Raw genomic sequence first — 17,260 nt, 5'->3', positions numbered from 1 at the left:
AAAGAACAGCTATTTATTAAGGAACAGAAATGGTCCTGGGAGGTTGCATTATGACATTGTTCCATTTCGTGGGAATCAAAGGGTCGGGGATGAGCTCGCTCGCTCAGATCCTTCATGATTCCTCGCAGAAAGTACAAGGTTCGGACGTGGAGAAATATTTTTTTACGGAAGAGCCACTGCGTAATCGGAAAATACCAATCTTACCGTTTGATGAAAATAATATACATCCAGGGATGACAGTGATAGCCGGAAACGCTTTTCCGGATGATCATCCGGAGTTGAAAAAAGCTGCGGAACTCGGACTCGAAATCATTCGTTATCATGATTTCCTCGGCAACTACATGAAGAACTTCATATCGATTGGAGTCACAGGCTCCCACGGGAAAACGTCGACAACGGGACTGCTTTCCCATGTATTGTCCGGGTTTGCTCCGACATCCTATTTAATCGGGGATGGCACTGGCAAGGGAGTGGAGGAAAGTGAGTTTTTCGTCTTCGAAGCATGTGAATATAAACGTCATTTCTTGGCGTATGAGCCGGATTATGCGATTATGACGAACATCGATTTCGACCATCCCGATTACTTCAAGGATTTGGAAGACGTGATGGACGCTTTTTCGAGCATGGCGTTGCGTGTAAAAAAAGCGCTCATCGCATGCGGGGATGATCCGAATCTACAAAGGATCCATGCTAATGTCCCCGTCGTCTATTATGGGTTTGAGGAATCCAATGATTTCTCGGCCAAGAATATCGTTAAGACGGTGGATGGTTCGACTTTCGACGTTTTCGTTAGAAACGAGTATTATTATACTTTTTCGATACCATTAGCAGGAGATCATTCCATCTTGAATGCGCTCGGAGTCATCGCGCTTTGCCATTACGAAGGGGTTCCGGTAGCGACCATCCAAGAGCGCCTGTCGACGTTTTCCGGAGTGAAACGGCGTTTCTCCATCACGCGGATCAATGACCGCATCATTGTGGACGATTATGCCCATCATCCGAATGAAATCCGGGCAACCTTGCAGACGGCAAGACAGAAGTACCCGGATCGGGAACTGGTTGCCATCTTCCAGCCGCATACTTTCACTCGGACCTCTGCACTTTTGGATCAATTTGCGGAAACCCTATCTGGTGCAGATCATGTATACTTATGTGATATTTTCAGTTCTGCACGTGAAAAATCAGGGAATCTGACAATCGATGAACTGGTCAAAAAAATTCCCGGTGCCGTCTATTTGAATCTTGATACGATCCAGATGCTGGACGATCACAATGACGCCGTTTATCTTTTCATGGGCGCTGGCGATGTTCAGAAATACCTTTATGCTTTCAAGGATTTTATTACAAAAGACGAAACAGCTTGATCCCGCGGGATCAAGCTGTTTTTCGTAGTTGGGGGAAGGCGTTTCGACAACCGTGAGAAACGACCATCTCGATATCCGTTTTTCATCATCTTTTTCTATATAGAACGACGAACAAATGATTTGTAATGGGTGGCTCCAGTTGCTTGGAGTGGAGGGCGGCGACTCCAGCGAAGGCCGTCACGAAGAACGGCCTTTGTGCCAAAAAGCGAAGCGTTTGGCAACAAATCGAACCCTTCGCTGTTCGATTGATTGAAGCCGTGCCCGCGGAAAGCGTCCGCCCGGAACGGAAAGCAACGGTTGGCTTGTAATGTCCACTTCTTTATTACATTTTATATAAAATAAAATTCACCAAAACAATTCCCGTTTTATGAAGGATTTGGGGGAGGTATGTCGAAGAGGTTAGTTAGTGCTTCATGTTTATATTATCTATAATAAGGGTAATTATAAGCTATGGAAAGTTGTTTAGGAGGGTAAAGCCATTGGAGAACTTATTGTACATAGCGGCCATCGTCGCTGCCCTTGCATTTCTTATTTTGTGTGTGAGCCTTGCCATCACCCTAGTTTCATTGAAACGGACATTGCAATCCGTTTCGGAAACGATGGATGGGCTAACGACCCAACTTGAAGGAATCACCTCGGAAACGAGCGAACTGCTGAACAAGACGAACAAACTGGCTGAAGACATCCAGGAGAAATCAGAAAAGCTGAACTCGGTTGTTGATGCGGTAAAAGGTGTAGGCGAGTCTGTAAGTGGATTCAATTCATCCATCATGCGCGTCAGCGACTCGATTACGACCGAAGCCGAACGGAATAGCGATAAGATCGCCCAAGTGGTCCAATGGAGCAACGTCGTTCTCGGGATTCTTGATAAAGTGAAGGAGCGGAGAGAAGAAACATCTGATGGTTGGACCGTCTATAAGCCCGTAGCAGGGCAGAAACGGCTTCCCAGTCCGGCAGACCGCTTTCAATAAAAAATCGTCATACGAAATAGGAGGAATTGAAAATGTCTGAACAAACGACAAAACCGAACTACAATGACTCACAGTACAATCCGGGACAGTATAAAAACACTTTTGGTGATGCACCATCCTATTTACCGACCAATTATCAATACGATCGCAGCCGTACCGACTCGTTCTACGATCAAAACGACGGTTCCGGTGCAGGAAGCTTCCTGTTCGGCGCTTTGGTCGGCGGTGTAATCGGAGCGGCCGCTGCGTTGTTCTTAGCGCCGAAGACGGGCACTGAAATGCGCGAAGACTTCTCCACGCAGGCGGGACAATTGAAAGATAAAAGTATCGAATTGAGTTCCGTAGCGAAACAAAAAGCGACCGAATTGACATCGGCAGCAAAAGAGAAGACGGGTGGATTGACGAAAACAATCCAGGAGCAATCCGGCCAATTGGTTGACAAAGTGAAAACGATGACATCCAAAACCGCTGCCCCGATGGATGACGGAACAGCATCCTCCGAAGGGGAGGAAGCGATCGAATATGTCCAGGCGACGATTGAAAAAGGGAAGGATACATTGACTGCAACAGGTGAAGCATTAAAAGATGCTGTCACGAAGAAAAATGAGGAAACCGATCAACAATCTACCGGAAACAGTGATGTCGCTTATGATAATAGCGAAAACATCGGTGAAGAAAAGATCACCAACCAAAACCATATCTCGGTAGAAGAACCGAAATAAGTTGGAAAACCCGCACACCATTAATTGGTCTGCGGGTTTTTTCCATTCAATAGAAAATGATTTCCAATGAATCACCGCCGAAAATGGGATAGTGGAAACCGATCGGAGTCCCATTCCGCAACAGTTTGTATTGACTGGCCGAACTTCCCGGAAGCGTATAGTCCGTAAAGGCGAAAATATCACTGAACGTGAATCCACTTTGTCCGAGCGGGTTCATTTCCAGCCGATCGCCGGGTTTCACTGCCGTTTTGCCACCAGCGGGTTGTCCATTCAAGATGACAGCATGAAGCGGCTTCTTCAAATCGAGAGCTGCGCCGTTGAATGTGACTGTTGCCGTTTCCTCCAACTTCTTGCCGAGTTCAGCCGCAATGTTTTCTACGGTCGGGGAAGCAGCTGGGCGAATTGTAATCTCATCGCCATCCCGGATGATATAGGATAGGGAGATGGGAGCCGCCCCTAGGTAGTATTCAGTCGCTTGCCCTTTGAGAGTCACTGTCTTGCCATCGACCTGCAAGGTGAAAACCGGTTGAATCAAGTCCTTCTTCCCCAATGTAGCGAGAGCGTCCGCCACGGTTCGCGGATGGAAAATAACTATTTCATCCCGATCTTGAACGGCCGTGTCCAAACTGACACTGGCCCCGTTCAAAGACACTTCGGGCGCCAGCGTGACAGGCTCGCCATCAATTGTGGCGTGGATCGATACCATATCATCCAGCAAATCCCGGACAGTCGCATACGCATCTTTTCCATTTTGCCCTAATGTGATTTCAATCGTATCCCCGTTGGAAATCAAATCTTTCGTATCGGCTTCCTTCCCATTTACTAAAATGGTGGAAGGCCGTCCATGCTCCCCGGGAAGCAAGATGCTTTTCCCGTTGACCGAGATGGACATGCCAAGTCCGGGCATTCCGTACAATTGACTTGCTTTTATATTGGCCGCCAAGAGTGCATCGGCGACTGTCATCTCCTTTAATTCAAACAGGCGAATCGCTTTTCCGTTCACTGCAATTGACATGTAATGGATCGGAGCCCGCTTGGCGGCTATCGCAATGCCGATCGGTGTGACGAGTTCCGGAGATGGGGCAAGCTCCGCTTCCATTGTCACGCCTGACAGCGCGTCCGAACCGCGTATGGCGACCCGGTTCAAGGGAAGATCCAATGCAGAGCTTAACTGTTCTGTCAGGCCGGGTGTCAAACTTCCTCCACCAACGACCATGACCGCTTTTGGCGACTTGCCGTTGTTGAGGCGGATCATCTCCCCGGCAATCGCTTGCGCGAGCCGGCTGACGGCTGGTCCGATCGCTTCAGCCACTTCGGTCGAAGGGATCTGCTGTTCGAACCCTAATATATCGGTGATGGTCACTTCATCCATATTCGAAATTTGTCTTTTTATATTCTCCGCAACCGGAAAATCCAGCAAATAATGGCTGCTCAGCTCCTCGGTTATTTCATCGCCCGCAAGCGGCACCATTCCATAGGCGATGACCGTATTATCATCTGTAATGGCAATATCCGATGTTCCAGCCCCGATATCCACCAAGGCGACATTTAAGCGCCTCATGGAAGGGGGGATGAGAACATTGATCGCCGCAATCGGTTCCAATGTCAATGCCTCCATTTCCAAATCGGCACGATTCAAGGCGGACAGCAAGGATTCCACGACGACGCGGGGCAGGAAGGTGGCGATGACGTCGACGGCTGCCGAACGCCCAGCCTGATCGATCAGGCTGCCGATCTCCTCCCCTTCCAACTTGTAATGGAGCACCGAATAACCAACACAATAATAGTAATCATCCTCTTGCCGGACTGCATCGGAGGAAAGCAGTTTCTGCTGGGCATTTTGGACAGCTGCCAATTCCAGGCGGTTCACATCTTCGGTGGCGATGAGGCGTTTCCCGGAAATGTCGATGACCATGGAGCCCTCGGCAGTCTTCAACGCTCTGCCTGCCGCTGCGACACTGACCCGTTTCAAAGGGCCATGGCGGTCCACAAGCGTCTTTTTGATGTCCTTGATGACATCGGCAACACTTAAAATATTATGTATTTGTCCATCGATCATCGACCGTTCCTTATGTTCGATCGTGACAAGGTCGGCTACATGGAACTGGCCGCCGTTTTCCTTCAAGATGATGCCGACGACGGAACGGGTTCCAATATCGAGGGCGAATAATGTGTTCGTCAGGACTTTCCACTCCCTTTCCTTCATTTTGCAGGAATTTGGACCTTAAATTGATTAAAATTAAGTCATGTTTCCGAATTTATTAGAAAAATACGTGACTTTTCAATCAACATTCATTATACTAGGTCTATTATCTAAAAATGTAACATAGAAACCCTTATTCGAAAAGGGATGATATGGTACGGGGAGGAGAATGTCTGATGAGACAGAATGAGCTAGATCAATTGCGCGATAGCGTAAATGACTTGAACATCAAGATATTGGACTTGATCAATGAACGGACTGCTGTTGTTCAGGAAATCGGGAAAGTGAAAGAAAAGCAAGGTGTTAACAGATATGATCCGATCCGTGAGAGAGAAATGCTGAACTTCCTTAAAGCCTACAATAATGGTCCATTGCCGAACGGCGTATTGGAACAGATTTTCAAAGGGATCTTCATGTCTGCCCTTGAAATACAGGAAGACGAGCAACGGAAAGCGCTCCTAGTCTCCCGCAAAAGAAAACCGGAAGATACGATTGTTAATATCAACGGCCACCAAATCGGGGACGGCAAGCCATCCTTCATTTTCGGGCCATGTGCCGTTGAGTCGTACGAACAAGTATTGGCGGTCGCGCAATCCATCAAGGCAAAAGGGCTGACGATGATCAGAGGTGGCGCATACAAGCCGCGTACGTCTCCATATGATTTCCAAGGACTCGGTCTGGAAGGTCTTAAGATTTTAAAACGTGTGGCGAATGAAACAGGTCTATCCGTCGTGACGGAAATCATCACACCGACACACTTGGAAGAGGCGCTTGATTATATCGATGTCATCCAAATCGGTGCACGGAATATGCAGAACTTTGAATTGTTGAAAGAAGCGGGCATGGTGAATAAACCGGTCCTTCTGAAACGCGGTCTTGCAGCAACAATTGATGAATTCATCAATGCCGCGGAATATATCATTTCCAAAGGGAATAGCGAAATCATGCTATGTGAGCGTGGAATCCGGACATACGAACGGGCTACACGGAACACATTGGATATCTCGGCTGTACCGATCTTGAAACAAGAAACGCATCTACCGGTATTCGTTGACGTGACGCACTCAACAGGCAGAAAAGATCTTCTCCTTCCAACGGCGAAGGCTGCCATCGCAGTAGGCGCAGACGGAGTGATGGCAGAGGTGCATCCAGATCCGGCTGTTGCGTTGTCCGATTCAGCTCAACAAATGGATATCGCGCAATTCAACGAGTTTTACGATTCCATCCTGCAATTCATGAAATCGTACCAAACTGTTTGATAATGCGAAGCCGGGACTTTCATGGTTCCGGCTTTTTGTTTACAATGGAATTGGGGGATAATAGAGACAGCTATAGGAAAGGACAGTGGGAAAATGGCTGTAACGATTTACGATGTTGCCAGGGAAGCGAATGTTTCCATGGCTACCGTATCTCGTGTTGTGAATGGCAATCAAAATGTCAAACCCGCAACACGAAAAAAAGTGCTTGAGGTCATCGAGCGGCTTGGATACCGCCCGAATGCCGTGGCAAGAGGACTTGCCAGCAAGAAAACGACGACAGTCGGTGTCATCGTCCCGGATATCGCCAAAAGTTATTATGCGGAACTATTGCGAGGCATCGCGGATATCGCGACAATGTACGACTACAATATTCTACTCTCGAACTCCGATGAGAGCACAACGAGGGAAATTGAATTGTTGGAGAATCATCTAGGTCAACAGGTGGACGGCCTGATCTTCATGAGTGATTCCATTTCGGATGAAGTACGGGCTGAAATATCGACGGCCAACGTACCGATTGTGTTGGCAGGTTCTTTGGACTTTGAAAATCAATTGCCGACCGTCAATATCGATTTTGAAGAGGCTGCCTACGAGGCGGTAGCCAAGCTGATCGAACATGGCCATAAACAGATTCTATTCGTCTCGGGTCCATTTACAAGGGACATCAACTCCATCTGTAAAAAATCAGGCTATACGCGCGCTCTTCAGGATGCCGGCCTGACGGTGGATGAATCCCTGATCATCGAAACGGACGGCATGTACGATCACGTGTATGAGATATGGAGCGAGCTCAGCGACTTGCCGGGCAAGCCGACTGCCATTTTTGCAAGCAATGACGTCATCGCGTTAGGGATCTTCAATGGAATCCGGGATGCGGGATTGACTGTTCCCGATGATTATGAAATCATCTGCTTCGAGCACTCCTTGTTAGCCCGGGTCGTGCGTCCGCAATTGACGACTATTGCAGTTCCGCTCTATGACCTCGGAGCAGTTTCCATGCGTTTGCTGACGAAACTGATGAACGGGGAAGAAGTGGAAGAGCAGCAAGTCATCTTGCCCTACCGGCTTGAGGAACGGGGCACTCTGTAAGCTTTTGCCGCACTGTAGAGTTATGGTTTTAGTTCTTATTCTTTATGTACATGCAAATAGGGCAATCACCTTGGACATATCCAACCCAAGGTAATTGCCCATTACTCGCAATAACTTTCATTATCAGAATATTGTATATAAGTTAGTTGAGGAAAAATCATTTCTTCTGCTTTTCATTCCGAATGAAATGTAAAGCACGATCCATCATTTGACCGTTCTTTTCAGTGATTTCGTCCTTGCGTGGAATCGGCTCATAAAGTGGATCAGGGTCTTCCCACGTCGGGATGAGCGGAACCGGGGAATGGCTTTGCCATGTGGAGAGCCATTCTTCCGGAAGCGGTCCGGTTGGGGCAGGAAGCTGTTTCATCGCCAGCCAGATATGGGACCAGGCTCGCGGAACAACCCGATAGATATCGTATCCGCCGCCTCCGACCGCAATCCACCGTCCATTGCAATAAGTTTCAGCCATTTCACGGGCGATTCTTGGAATCTGCCTGTAGATTTCCATCGTTCCGTACAAATGGGTGAGGGGGTCGAAGTAATGGGCATCTGCACCATTTTGAGTCAAAATGACATCCGGTTTGAAAAAGTCGACCACTTCCTCCATCGCCGTCCTATAGATGTCGAGGAAGGATTCATCCTCGGTAAAGGCATCGATCGGGAAATTGAAGGAGGTCCCGTATCCGGCGCCATTTCCCCGTTCCGTAATATTGCCTGTCCCCGGGAATAGATAACGCCCTGTTTCATGGATCGATAAGGTGCAAACCGTCGGATCATCGTAAAAGGTCCATTGCACGCCATCTCCATGATGCGCGTCCGTATCTACATAAAGTACACGCGCCCCATATTTCTCCTGCATGTATTTAATGGCAACGGAACTGTCATTATAGACGCAGAAGCCGGATGCCCGGCCTTGGAATCCATGGTGCAGGCCGCCGCCCAGATTTACCGCGTATCTCGAATGCCCTTCCATCACTTGTTCCACTGCAGACAATGTGCCGCCGACCAGCATTGCGCTTGCTTCATGCATATTTGGAAAAATCGGGGTGTCCTCCGTCCCGATTCCGTAAATGCTTGCGACGTCCTCCTGCAATTCGCCTTTCCCAGCCTTTTTTACGACGTTGATGAATTTCTCGTCATGGACGAGGAGCAGTTCTTCATCCGATGCCATACGGGGCTTTATAATATCGCTATCCTGAATTGCATCCACTTTTTTCAATAAATCGAGCGTCATGACAATCCGCTTTTGGTTAAATGGATGTGTATCTGAAAATGAGTATCCCAGTTGATCTTCCGAAAAAATGAAAACCGCATCTTTTCTCATATGTCAATTCCCGGGACGTTGGGCCAAAGCACTTCAAAGCCGCTTTTATTCAAACCTTCAATGATGGGAAGAGGATTCATCGTTTTGATCCGGACAACGAGGATCTTATTCGTCTCAATTTCTTTATCAGGATAGACAAGTACACTGAGGACATTCGTCTTGAGTTCATGGAATACTTTGGACACTTCATACAGGTTGCCTGGAACGTTCGGAACCCGGATTTCGATTTGGGAACCCGGCTGGTGGGCTCCAGTCAATTCGATATATTTATATAATAGGTCTGTTTCCGTGATGATGCCGACTAGCTGGTTATTCGACACAATCGGCAATGAACCGATCTGATTTTCATAGAAGAGCACCGCCACCTCTTCGACAAAATCCATCGGATGGCCGATGATCGGATCCTTTGTCATGATTTGACTCAAAGGCAGATCATAATGCCGTTTGTCTTGTTCGTTCACCAATGTCGGCGTGTTGGTTTTCAAATCTCGATCCGATATAATTCCGACCACGGTCCCGTCTGTCGAAACGATCGGAATATGGCGGATCCGTTCATCGCGCATGATTTGAAGGGCATCTTTGACAGTGTCATCCGGTCCAAGCGTGATGAGATCCGTTTTCATGATTTCCTCGATCAGCATTTAAAATTCCCCCTATTTTAATACATGAATCGATTAATGAATCGCAAGCTGTCGAACTGTTGGATGGATTCCTGGTCCACTCGTTTGCCGATCCGGGCCATCAGGCAATTGGCGGGGTGGGAGCTGATTTCGGGATCATCCGTCGCGTAATATTCCATCCCCCCCGCTTTCATCATTTTTTCCATGACTTTTCGATATTCCCATACATTCAGTTTTGTCCCTTTCAAATCCCAATGCCAATAATATTCTGTTGTGAGTATGATATAATCTTCCATTGCATCATCCATCATAGACACTTGCAACATCGCTTTTCCGATGCCGCCGCTCCGATATTTCGGAATCACTTCGATGGCTCCCAATTCAATCAGGTTCTCCATATTCCCCTGTGACCATCTCTCCAGTGGATCGGGATAGAGATAGGTGACATAACCGACAATCTGATCGCCTTCCCGTGCAATGATGATCCGTCCTTCCGGTAATCCCGCGATTTCAACTAGCGCTTTATGTTGCTGGGCGGGCGGTCTGAAAGCGACCAAGTCTTCATGAAAGTCCAAACTTGCCAGCTCTTCGGGAGAGATGGGGCCTTCTATGAGCAGGTTGCCGTTTTTGTGTTTCACTTCCATTGCATTATATGTTTTTATGTGCTCCAACATCTACACCACCTTGCTTTCATTTGCACATAATCCCAGTATACAACAAAAGCCGATGAAAATAGCGGATAGAAGTTGACAATGTAAAAACAATTGGAAAAGTAGAAACATTTATTAGCCTAAACATAGTAATTTAGTGTACAATGTGAAATATGTAAGACTGAAAGGTAGAAAGGATGGTTTAAATGGTGTTGAAAGCGCTCCCAAGAGTTGAAGGCAATTATCAACTAGCAGATTATGATCAGACAGTGAAGAATTTCAAATGGTCCGATGTCGATAAAGAGTTTAGCTGGTATAATACTGGACTCGTGAACATTGCACATGAAGCTGTCGATCGTCATGCGGATTCTTATCGGAAAAACAAGGTTGCACTCTATTATAAAGACGACAATCGGAAAGAAGCCTATACGTATGATCAGATGAAGCGAATGACGAACAAAGCTGCGAATGTTCTCCGCAACTTCTCTTCGTTGGAAAAAGGGGATCGGGTTTTCATCTTCATGCCACGCTCACCTGAACTTTACTTTTCATTGATCGGCGCTTTGAAAATCGGTGCGATTGTCGGGCCGCTTTTCGAAGCGTTCATGGAAGGGGCGGTTTACGATCGGCTGGCGGACAGTGAAGCGACAGCGATCGTGACAACACCCGAACTGCTAAGTCGCGTGCCTCTTGATAAATTGCCACATTTACAATCCGTTTTCCTCGTTGGGGAAGGGGTTGAAGAGGAAGGCCCGTTTATTGATTTCAATAAAAGAATGAAAGAGGCATCGACCGATTTCCAAGTGGAATGGATGATGAGGGAAGATCCTACATTGCTCCATTATACATCGGGTTCCACGGGCGCTCCGAAAGGCGTCCTGCATGTCCAGGAAGCGATGGTGCAGCAATTGCAGACGACTCGCTGGGTGCTCGATCTGAAAGACGAGGATATCTTTTGGTGTACGGCTGATCCAGGCTGGGTGACAGGGACAGCATACGGCATATTCGGACCGATGCTTGTCGGGGCCACCATTTTGGTGCAAGGCGGGCGCTTCTCAACCGATAGCTGGTACGAAGCGATTGAGGAATATGGCGTGACCGTATGGTATAGTGCACCAACAGCGTTCCGCATGCTCATGGGGGCAGGGGAAGGACCCTTGAGCAAATACGACTTGTCATCTCTCCGTCATATTCTGTCAGTCGGTGAACCGTTGAATCCGGAAGTCATCCGTTGGGGATTGGAAGTGTTCAATAAACGGATCCATGATACGTGGTGGATGACCGAAACAGGGGCACAGACGATCTGCAACTTCGGATGCTTGCCGATTAAACCGGGATCGATGGGGAAACCGGTGCCGGGCATCGAAGCGGCAATCGTGGACAACCAAGGGAACGTATTGCCTCCGAACCGGATGGGGAACCTGGCCATTAAAAAAGGGTGGCCGGCCATGATGCGCCAAATCTGGAACAATCCGGAGAAATATGAATCCTACTTCCTGAACGGGGAATGGTATGTTTCCGGCGACTCGGCCTATATGGATGAAGATGGTTATTTCTTCTTCCAAGGACGCGTGGATGACGTCATCATGACGAGCGGGGAGCGGGTTGGCCCATTCGAAGTGGAGAGCAAACTGCTGGAACACCCGGCAATTGTCGAGGCGGGCGTTATCGGTAAACCGGATCCGGTCCGAGGAGAAATCATTAAAGCTTTCGTCGCTCTCCAGGAAGGGTACGAGCCTTCCGAAGAGTTGGAAGAGGATATTAAGCAATTCGTGAAGAAGGGGCTGGCCGCTCACGCCGCTCCACGGGAAATTGAATTCAAGGATAAATTGCCGAAAACACGGAGCGGTAAAATCATGCGCCGTGTGCTGAAGGCCTGGGAATTGAACTTGCCGACAGGCGATCTTTCCACAATGGAAGATTGACTTAGTATATAGATGTAGGAGGCTGTCCGAAAAGGGCGGCCTCTTTATTTTGATTAACCAACGCTCATAGCAAGGAGGCAAAATTCCTAGTGAAAGACAAAATAAGGCATTCCTACACGTTTTGAACTTGCAGGAATGCCTTTCACTCATTTAATTTGATACCGGGGGAGTTCCGTTCCCGTTCCCCGGGTTATTGCCGTTTGCGTTACCATTGTTTCCGTTATTGCCATTGTTTCCGTTATTGCTGTTATTGCCGTTGTTCCCATTATTGCCGTTGTTCCCATTATTGCCGTTATTATCGTTTTGTCCGTTTCCTTGTGAATTGCCGTTGCCGTTGTTCGAGCCATTGCCTTGGTCGCCCGGTGAGGCATCAGGATTCTCTCCATTCGATTGATCGCCGTCCGGCGGAGCAGGCGTTTCGGTGTCACCCGTTGCTCCGCCCTCCGCCGATACGATATTCGAAGGTCCGGACAGCTTGCCTGTAATATCAACGGCCACGACGTAGTAAGAACCGCCACCGATCGGATAAGAACGGGAGGCACTGGAAACGGCTCCGACTCTCTTGCCGTCCCGGTAAATATAATAACCGACTACATCATTCGATGGTGAATTACTCCATTGCAGCGTTCCGCCGTTGTTCGACGCATGGACTGGTGCGGGCGGAACATTGTCCGCATGGAAAACGGCTCCGCTGACGACTCTGGATGAATAACTGGAATTAGGGAATAGTTTTGAAGCATCCCCTTTTAACGGTCCCAGCATTCTTTCGATAAACTCACTGTTTACGCCAACTCCTCCTGCAGTGATGAACTCTCTTGGAGTGGATGGGAGTGCCTGGTACCGTTTGCCGTTGACCAACACGGATGACGAGGAGATGATGCTGTCATCCGCCTTGTTCGGCAACATGACTTTCGCATTGAACAGGTCGCTTCTCACCAAACCTGCTGAAGAACAAGCCGCAGATGGGGCGAGACCCGAAATGCCACAGAATGACCTGCTGACGACTCCTTCGGGTTGCTGGAACCGGGCTCCGGCACCGATCACATCCGGTTTGGCCTTGTTAGCCGCGTTCAACAATTGTGCGAATAAGGTAGTTGTCCGGATGTTGGACGTCCCGTAACTTCGATTTCCTGGCCCTTGCAAGGAAAGTGTCTGATATTTATAACCGATCCACACACCGAGGGATATATTCGGGTTATAGCCGACAAGCCATGAGTCGCTGTAGGAGTCCGTCGTACCTGTTTTTGCTGCCAAATCAATATTGAAATTCAAATGATTTCTCATATTCGTCGCAGTTCCGTATTTTGGCACGTCCCGGAGCATATCGGTAATGATATAGGCTGTTTGCGGGCTGAATACATCGACCGCTTCAGATTCATGTTGGAAAACGATGTTTCCATCCCGGTCTTCAATCTTTTCAATCAAGTACGAATCTATAAATTTTCCGCCGTTGGCAAATGTGGCGAAAGCATTCGTATTCTCTTCGACAGAAGCCCCGATCCGCATCGCTCCGAGAGAGAAGGAGGGATTTTCATAATCGACATCCTGAAGTTTGGAAAAGCCCATTTTCTCCAGGAATTCCGCAGGGCGGCGATCCAAGATTCCACGGTATAATCGTGCGGTGGCCAAGTTTTGGGAAGAAGCCAACGCTTGTCTCGCCGGAATGATTCCGAGTTCTTGATTGGCCAGGAAGTTGACCGGCTTCCAACCACTCCAATTGAATTTGACGTCCACGACCGGGCTTCCGGCTCCGATTGTGCCGTATTCGATCGCTGGAGCAAAGACGGCCAGTGGTTTCATCGTTGACCCGTTCTGTCGGAAACTTTGGGTGGCGTGGTTCACTTCCTCTTCGTTATGATCACGACCTCCGACGAATGCCAGAATCCGGCCCGTATTGTTCTCGATCATCATGGCCCCGACTTGGACGGGATACTTGACGATTTCCACTTCGCCTGTTTCGCTATTCTTCTTTTCGTCGGTATACGTATAGCCGTATCGATCGTAGTTTTGCGCCACTTCGTTCAAGGCGTCATATAACACGAGATCCACTGTGGCGTAGATGCGGAAGCCATCGTTTCTCATCGAGCGCTCGGCCATGATCGTATACTTTTCGTTCAGCTTCTTTTCATTGTCCAGCCGATCGGGATCAATCCCATCTTCTTCGGCAATCATTTTCGAAAGGATTTGGACGGTCCGTCTCTGGATCTCTTCCGTCAAATACGGATAATGTTCGCTGGATGGGATGCTTGGTTCCTTGAAATCTTTCGTGATGTCATAAGCGACCGCTTCCTCATATTGCGCATCGGTGATATAACCTGTCTCCTTCATCCGGAAAAGGACGGTTTTCATCCGATTGATGCCCGGCTGTAAATACTCCGGTTCCTTCAAGCCTCTGTTCCGATTGTAGAACGGTGTATAGGCGAAAGGGGCTTGTGGAATTCCCGCGATATAAGCTGCCTGGGGCAATGTGAGGTCTTTTGCGCTTTTATCGAAAATTCCTTCTGCCGCGGCTTCGATTCCTGCGATATTCGTCCCGTTTGCGTTTCTCCCGTAGGGGATGATATTCAAATAGGCTTCCAGAATCTCGTCTTTTTCCATGAAGTGCTCGAGCCGCATCGCGAGGAGAAGTTCTTTCGCTTTCCGCTCATAGGATACTTCGTTGGTCAAAATCTGGTTTTTAATAAGCTGTTGGGTCAGCGTCGAACCGCCTGTTTGGCTATCGGAGTTTGTCACGTCCTGGAACAAGCCCCGGAACACCGCTTTCGGCACGATTCCCTTATGCTGATTGAAATACTCGTCCTCCGTCGCCATGACGGCATCGATAACATATTGGGAAACGTCCTCCAGACGGGTCTCCTTCCGCTCGATGTCGGCGCTAACCTTTCGGAGATACTGGCCGTTCGTGTAAATTTCCGACGTCTCTTCGTAATTAAAAATCGCTTGCCGCATCTCTTCCTTCGGGCGCAGCGGCTCTTTTGACACAAGAGAAGCAAAATAGCCGGCACCGACCGAAGCGGCAAAAACGGTGAATGTCAGACCGAAAATGAGGAAAACGATCAAAAGATTCCAAAATACTCCTGACGTGATGCGCAACCGCCGGGCCCAACTGGTCTGATTCAGCTCCTCCAGTTTTTCTTCTATGAGATCAAGCCGATTTTTTTTATGTTCACTCAAATGGATCTACCCCCTGAAATCTGCACTAATTATACCATAATTTTTTACGGGCTCACGAGAATGTTGACAACTTCTGAAATTCATTTACAATAAGGATTGTATATTTTTTCACATATTGAAAAAGTCGAAGTAGTGACGGTCGATCCGTAGAGAGAGGCAGCGGTTGGTGCAAGCTGTCCGGTACATCGTTCATGAATTACAGCTTTGGAGTGTGCGCAGGCGCAGCGTTATGGCGTTTTTGAGGTGGAGATTATATTCTCAAGCCGGGTGGTACCGCGTTAATTCACACATTAGCGTCCCTGCATGATTCGTTTCGAATCGTGCGGGGGCTTTTTTAATTTCCTTGCACGATTGACGATTGGTATGTTGGGACTGACAGGGGGCAATCTGTGACTGTCATGGCACTCGGGCAAACTGTCATGGGGCAGCGGAACTGTCGTGGCAAAAGCGCGAACTGTCATGGGGAAACCTGTGACTGTCATGGCACTCGGGCAAACTGTCAGGGGGCAGCGGAACTGTCATGGCAAAAGTGCGAACTGTCATGGAGAAATCCGGAACTGTCGTGGCAAAATCCGCAACTGCCACTTCGAACTGCCACATCCGTCATCGAAACAGAAGTTCAAGCTAGTCATTACATACTTTAAGGAGGTCTTTGGAATGAAAAATGAATTGATGGAAGACTTAAAATGGAGAGGGTTGCTCTACCAGCAAACCGATGAGGAAGGTTTGGAAAAGCTCATAAATGATGAGAAAATCGGCTTATACTGCGGTGTAGATCCGACGGCGGATAGCATGCACATCGGCCACATCGTGCCATTGCTGACGTTGCGCCGTTTCCAAATGCATGGCCATCGTCCGATCCTGCTCGTCGGCGGGGCGACTGGAATGATCGGGGATCCGTCGGGCCGTTCCGAGGAAAGACAGTTGCAAACGACGGAGCAAGTAGCGGAAAACGTGAAGGGCATCCGAAGCCAACTGGAACGGATCTTTGATTTCAATTCCGAAAATGGAGCCCGGTTGGTCAATAATAACGATTGGATCGGTGCCATGACCTTCATCGAATTTCTGCGTGATTACGGGAAATTATTGAGCGTCAATTACATGTTGGCGAAGGATAATGTGGCGTCCCGCTTGGAACAAGGGATTTCCTACACGGAATTCTCCTATATGCTGATCCAGGCAGCCGACTTCAATCATCTTTACTCGAACTATGGGTGCCGTGTGCAAATTGGCGGCTCCGACCAGTGGGGCAATATTACGACGGGGCTTGAAGTGATCCGGAAAACGCATGATGAGGAAGCGAAAGCATTCGGCATCACAATTCCGCTCGTCACGAAAGCGGATGGCACGAAGTTCGGAAAAACGGCAGGCGGAGCGGTTTGGCTCGATGCGAAAAAGACATCCCCTTACGAGTTCTACCAGTTCTGGATCAATACAGCAGACGCTGACGTCATCAAATACTTGAAGATCTTCACTTTCTTGAAAAAGGACGAAATCGAAGCGCTCGAAGTGTCCGTCCAAGAAGAACCTCACTTACGCAAAGCACAAAAAACGCTTGCGGAAGAAATGACCCGCCTCATCCATGGACCAGAAGCGCTCGATCAAGCAATCCGCATTTCAGCAGCATTGTTCAGCGGAGATTTGAAAGCTTTGACTGTGGATGAAATGAAAGATGCCTTCAAGGATGTCCCGACATACGAGATGGAGAAATCGGATAAAAACATCGTCGATTTCATCGTCGAATCGGGTGTGTCTTCATCGAAGCGCCAAGCACGGGAAGATGTGACGAACGGAGCCATTTCCCTTAATGGGGAACGGGTAACCGATACCGCGTATGAAGTGGGATCGGCTGACCGTTTGGATGACGCCTTCATCGTCGTCCGTCGCGGGAAAAAGAATTATAAAATGGTGAAATTCATATAATTATGGAAGAAAGGCCATACCCACGATCAGGAATGG

At 48.4% G+C, this 17,260-nt stretch carries 12 protein-coding genes and 1 other annotated feature; of the genes, 7 read left to right on the top strand and 5 right to left on the bottom strand.

What is annotated here, in order from left to right:
* Positions 1 to 50 precede the first annotated feature (50 nt).
* The 3 genes from murC to OXB_RS18145 all read left to right on the top strand — a co-directional run bounded on the left by murC (position 51) and on the right by OXB_RS18145 (position 3,057).
* Complete coding sequence (murC, locus tag OXB_RS16520; RefSeq protein ID WP_041075628.1) at positions 51 to 1,364, top strand: UDP-N-acetylmuramate--L-alanine ligase; 1,314 nt, start codon at positions 51 to 53, stop codon at positions 1,362 to 1,364.
* Between the two features lie 479 nt (positions 1,365 to 1,843).
* Complete coding sequence (locus OXB_RS16515; protein ID WP_041075626.1) at positions 1,844 to 2,335, top strand: DUF948 domain-containing protein; 492 nt, start codon at positions 1,844 to 1,846, stop codon at positions 2,333 to 2,335.
* 32 nt (positions 2,336 to 2,367) lie between these two features.
* Positions 2,368 to 3,057: a YtxH domain-containing protein gene (locus OXB_RS18145; protein ID WP_052484119.1), complete on the top strand. Its 690-nt coding sequence runs from the start codon at positions 2,368 to 2,370 to the stop codon at positions 3,055 to 3,057.
* Positions 3,058 to 3,103: 46 nt separating this feature from the next.
* Here OXB_RS18145 and pilM read toward each other — a convergent pair whose 3' ends face one another.
* Positions 3,104 to 5,263 carry a cell division protein FtsA gene (gene pilM, locus OXB_RS16505; RefSeq protein ID WP_231860326.1) on the bottom strand — a complete coding sequence of 720 codons (2,160 nt, stop codon included), beginning with the start codon at positions 5,261 to 5,263 and terminating at the stop codon, positions 3,104 to 3,106.
* Between the two features lie 173 nt (positions 5,264 to 5,436).
* On the opposite strand from pilM, the gene OXB_RS16500 reads away from it, so the two are divergent.
* Positions 5,437 to 6,519, top strand: coding sequence for a bifunctional 3-deoxy-7-phosphoheptulonate synthase/chorismate mutase (locus OXB_RS16500; RefSeq protein WP_041075624.1), 1,083 nt, complete (start codon positions 5,437 to 5,439; stop codon positions 6,517 to 6,519).
* 93 nt (positions 6,520 to 6,612) lie between these two features.
* Positions 6,613 to 7,608 carry a catabolite control protein A gene (ccpA, locus tag OXB_RS16495; RefSeq protein WP_041075622.1) on the top strand — a complete coding sequence of 332 codons (996 nt, stop codon included), beginning with the start codon at positions 6,613 to 6,615 and terminating at the stop codon, positions 7,606 to 7,608.
* Positions 7,609 to 7,765: 157 nt separating this feature from the next.
* Here ccpA and OXB_RS16490 read toward each other — a convergent pair whose 3' ends face one another.
* Genes OXB_RS16490 through OXB_RS16480 form a run of 3 tightly spaced genes read right to left on the bottom strand, consistent with a single transcriptional unit; the run spans position 7,766 to position 10,223 of the window.
* Positions 7,766 to 8,932, bottom strand: a complete 1,167-nt coding sequence (locus tag OXB_RS16490; RefSeq protein ID WP_041075620.1) for an acetoin utilization protein AcuC — start codon at positions 8,930 to 8,932, stop codon at positions 7,766 to 7,768.
* A complete protein-coding gene (locus OXB_RS16485) occupies positions 8,929 to 9,573 on the bottom strand; it encodes an acetoin utilization AcuB family protein (RefSeq protein WP_041075618.1) in 645 nt (214 codons plus the stop codon). The genes OXB_RS16490 and OXB_RS16485 overlap by 4 nt, the downstream gene beginning before the upstream one ends.
* A gap of 17 nt (positions 9,574 to 9,590) precedes the next feature.
* Positions 9,591 to 10,223 (bottom strand): GNAT family N-acetyltransferase, encoded by a 633-nt coding sequence (locus OXB_RS16480; protein WP_041077022.1) that lies wholly within the window; start codon positions 10,221 to 10,223, stop codon positions 9,591 to 9,593.
* A 185-nt stretch (positions 10,224 to 10,408) separates the two neighbouring features.
* On the opposite strand from OXB_RS16480, the gene acsA reads away from it, so the two are divergent.
* Positions 10,409 to 12,127: an acetate--CoA ligase gene (gene acsA, locus OXB_RS16475; RefSeq protein ID WP_041075616.1), complete on the top strand. Its 1,719-nt coding sequence runs from the start codon at positions 10,409 to 10,411 to the stop codon at positions 12,125 to 12,127.
* 150 nt (positions 12,128 to 12,277) lie between these two features.
* On the opposite strand, the gene OXB_RS16470 is transcribed toward acsA, so the two are convergent.
* Positions 12,278 to 15,301 carry a transglycosylase domain-containing protein gene (locus OXB_RS16470; protein ID WP_041075614.1) on the bottom strand — a complete coding sequence of 1,008 codons (3,024 nt, stop codon included), beginning with the start codon at positions 15,299 to 15,301 and terminating at the stop codon, positions 12,278 to 12,280.
* Between the two features lie 106 nt (positions 15,302 to 15,407).
* Positions 15,408 to 15,605: a binding site (T-box leader), on the top strand.
* 353 nt (positions 15,606 to 15,958) lie between these two features.
* Between OXB_RS16470 and tyrS the strand changes: the two genes are divergently transcribed.
* On the top strand, positions 15,959 to 17,224 hold the full coding sequence (gene tyrS / locus OXB_RS16465) for a tyrosine--tRNA ligase (RefSeq protein ID WP_041075612.1): 1,266 nt from the start codon (positions 15,959 to 15,961) through the stop codon (positions 17,222 to 17,224).
* Positions 17,225 to 17,260: the final 36 nt, after the last annotated feature.

It is taken from the genome of Bacillus sp. OxB-1 (assembly GCF_000829195.1).
Taxonomy (GTDB): domain Bacteria; phylum Bacillota; class Bacilli; order Bacillales_A; family Planococcaceae; genus Sporosarcina.
The sequence above is the reverse complement of the archived record's forward strand: the minus strand, read 5'-3'. Positions and strand labels throughout refer to the sequence as shown.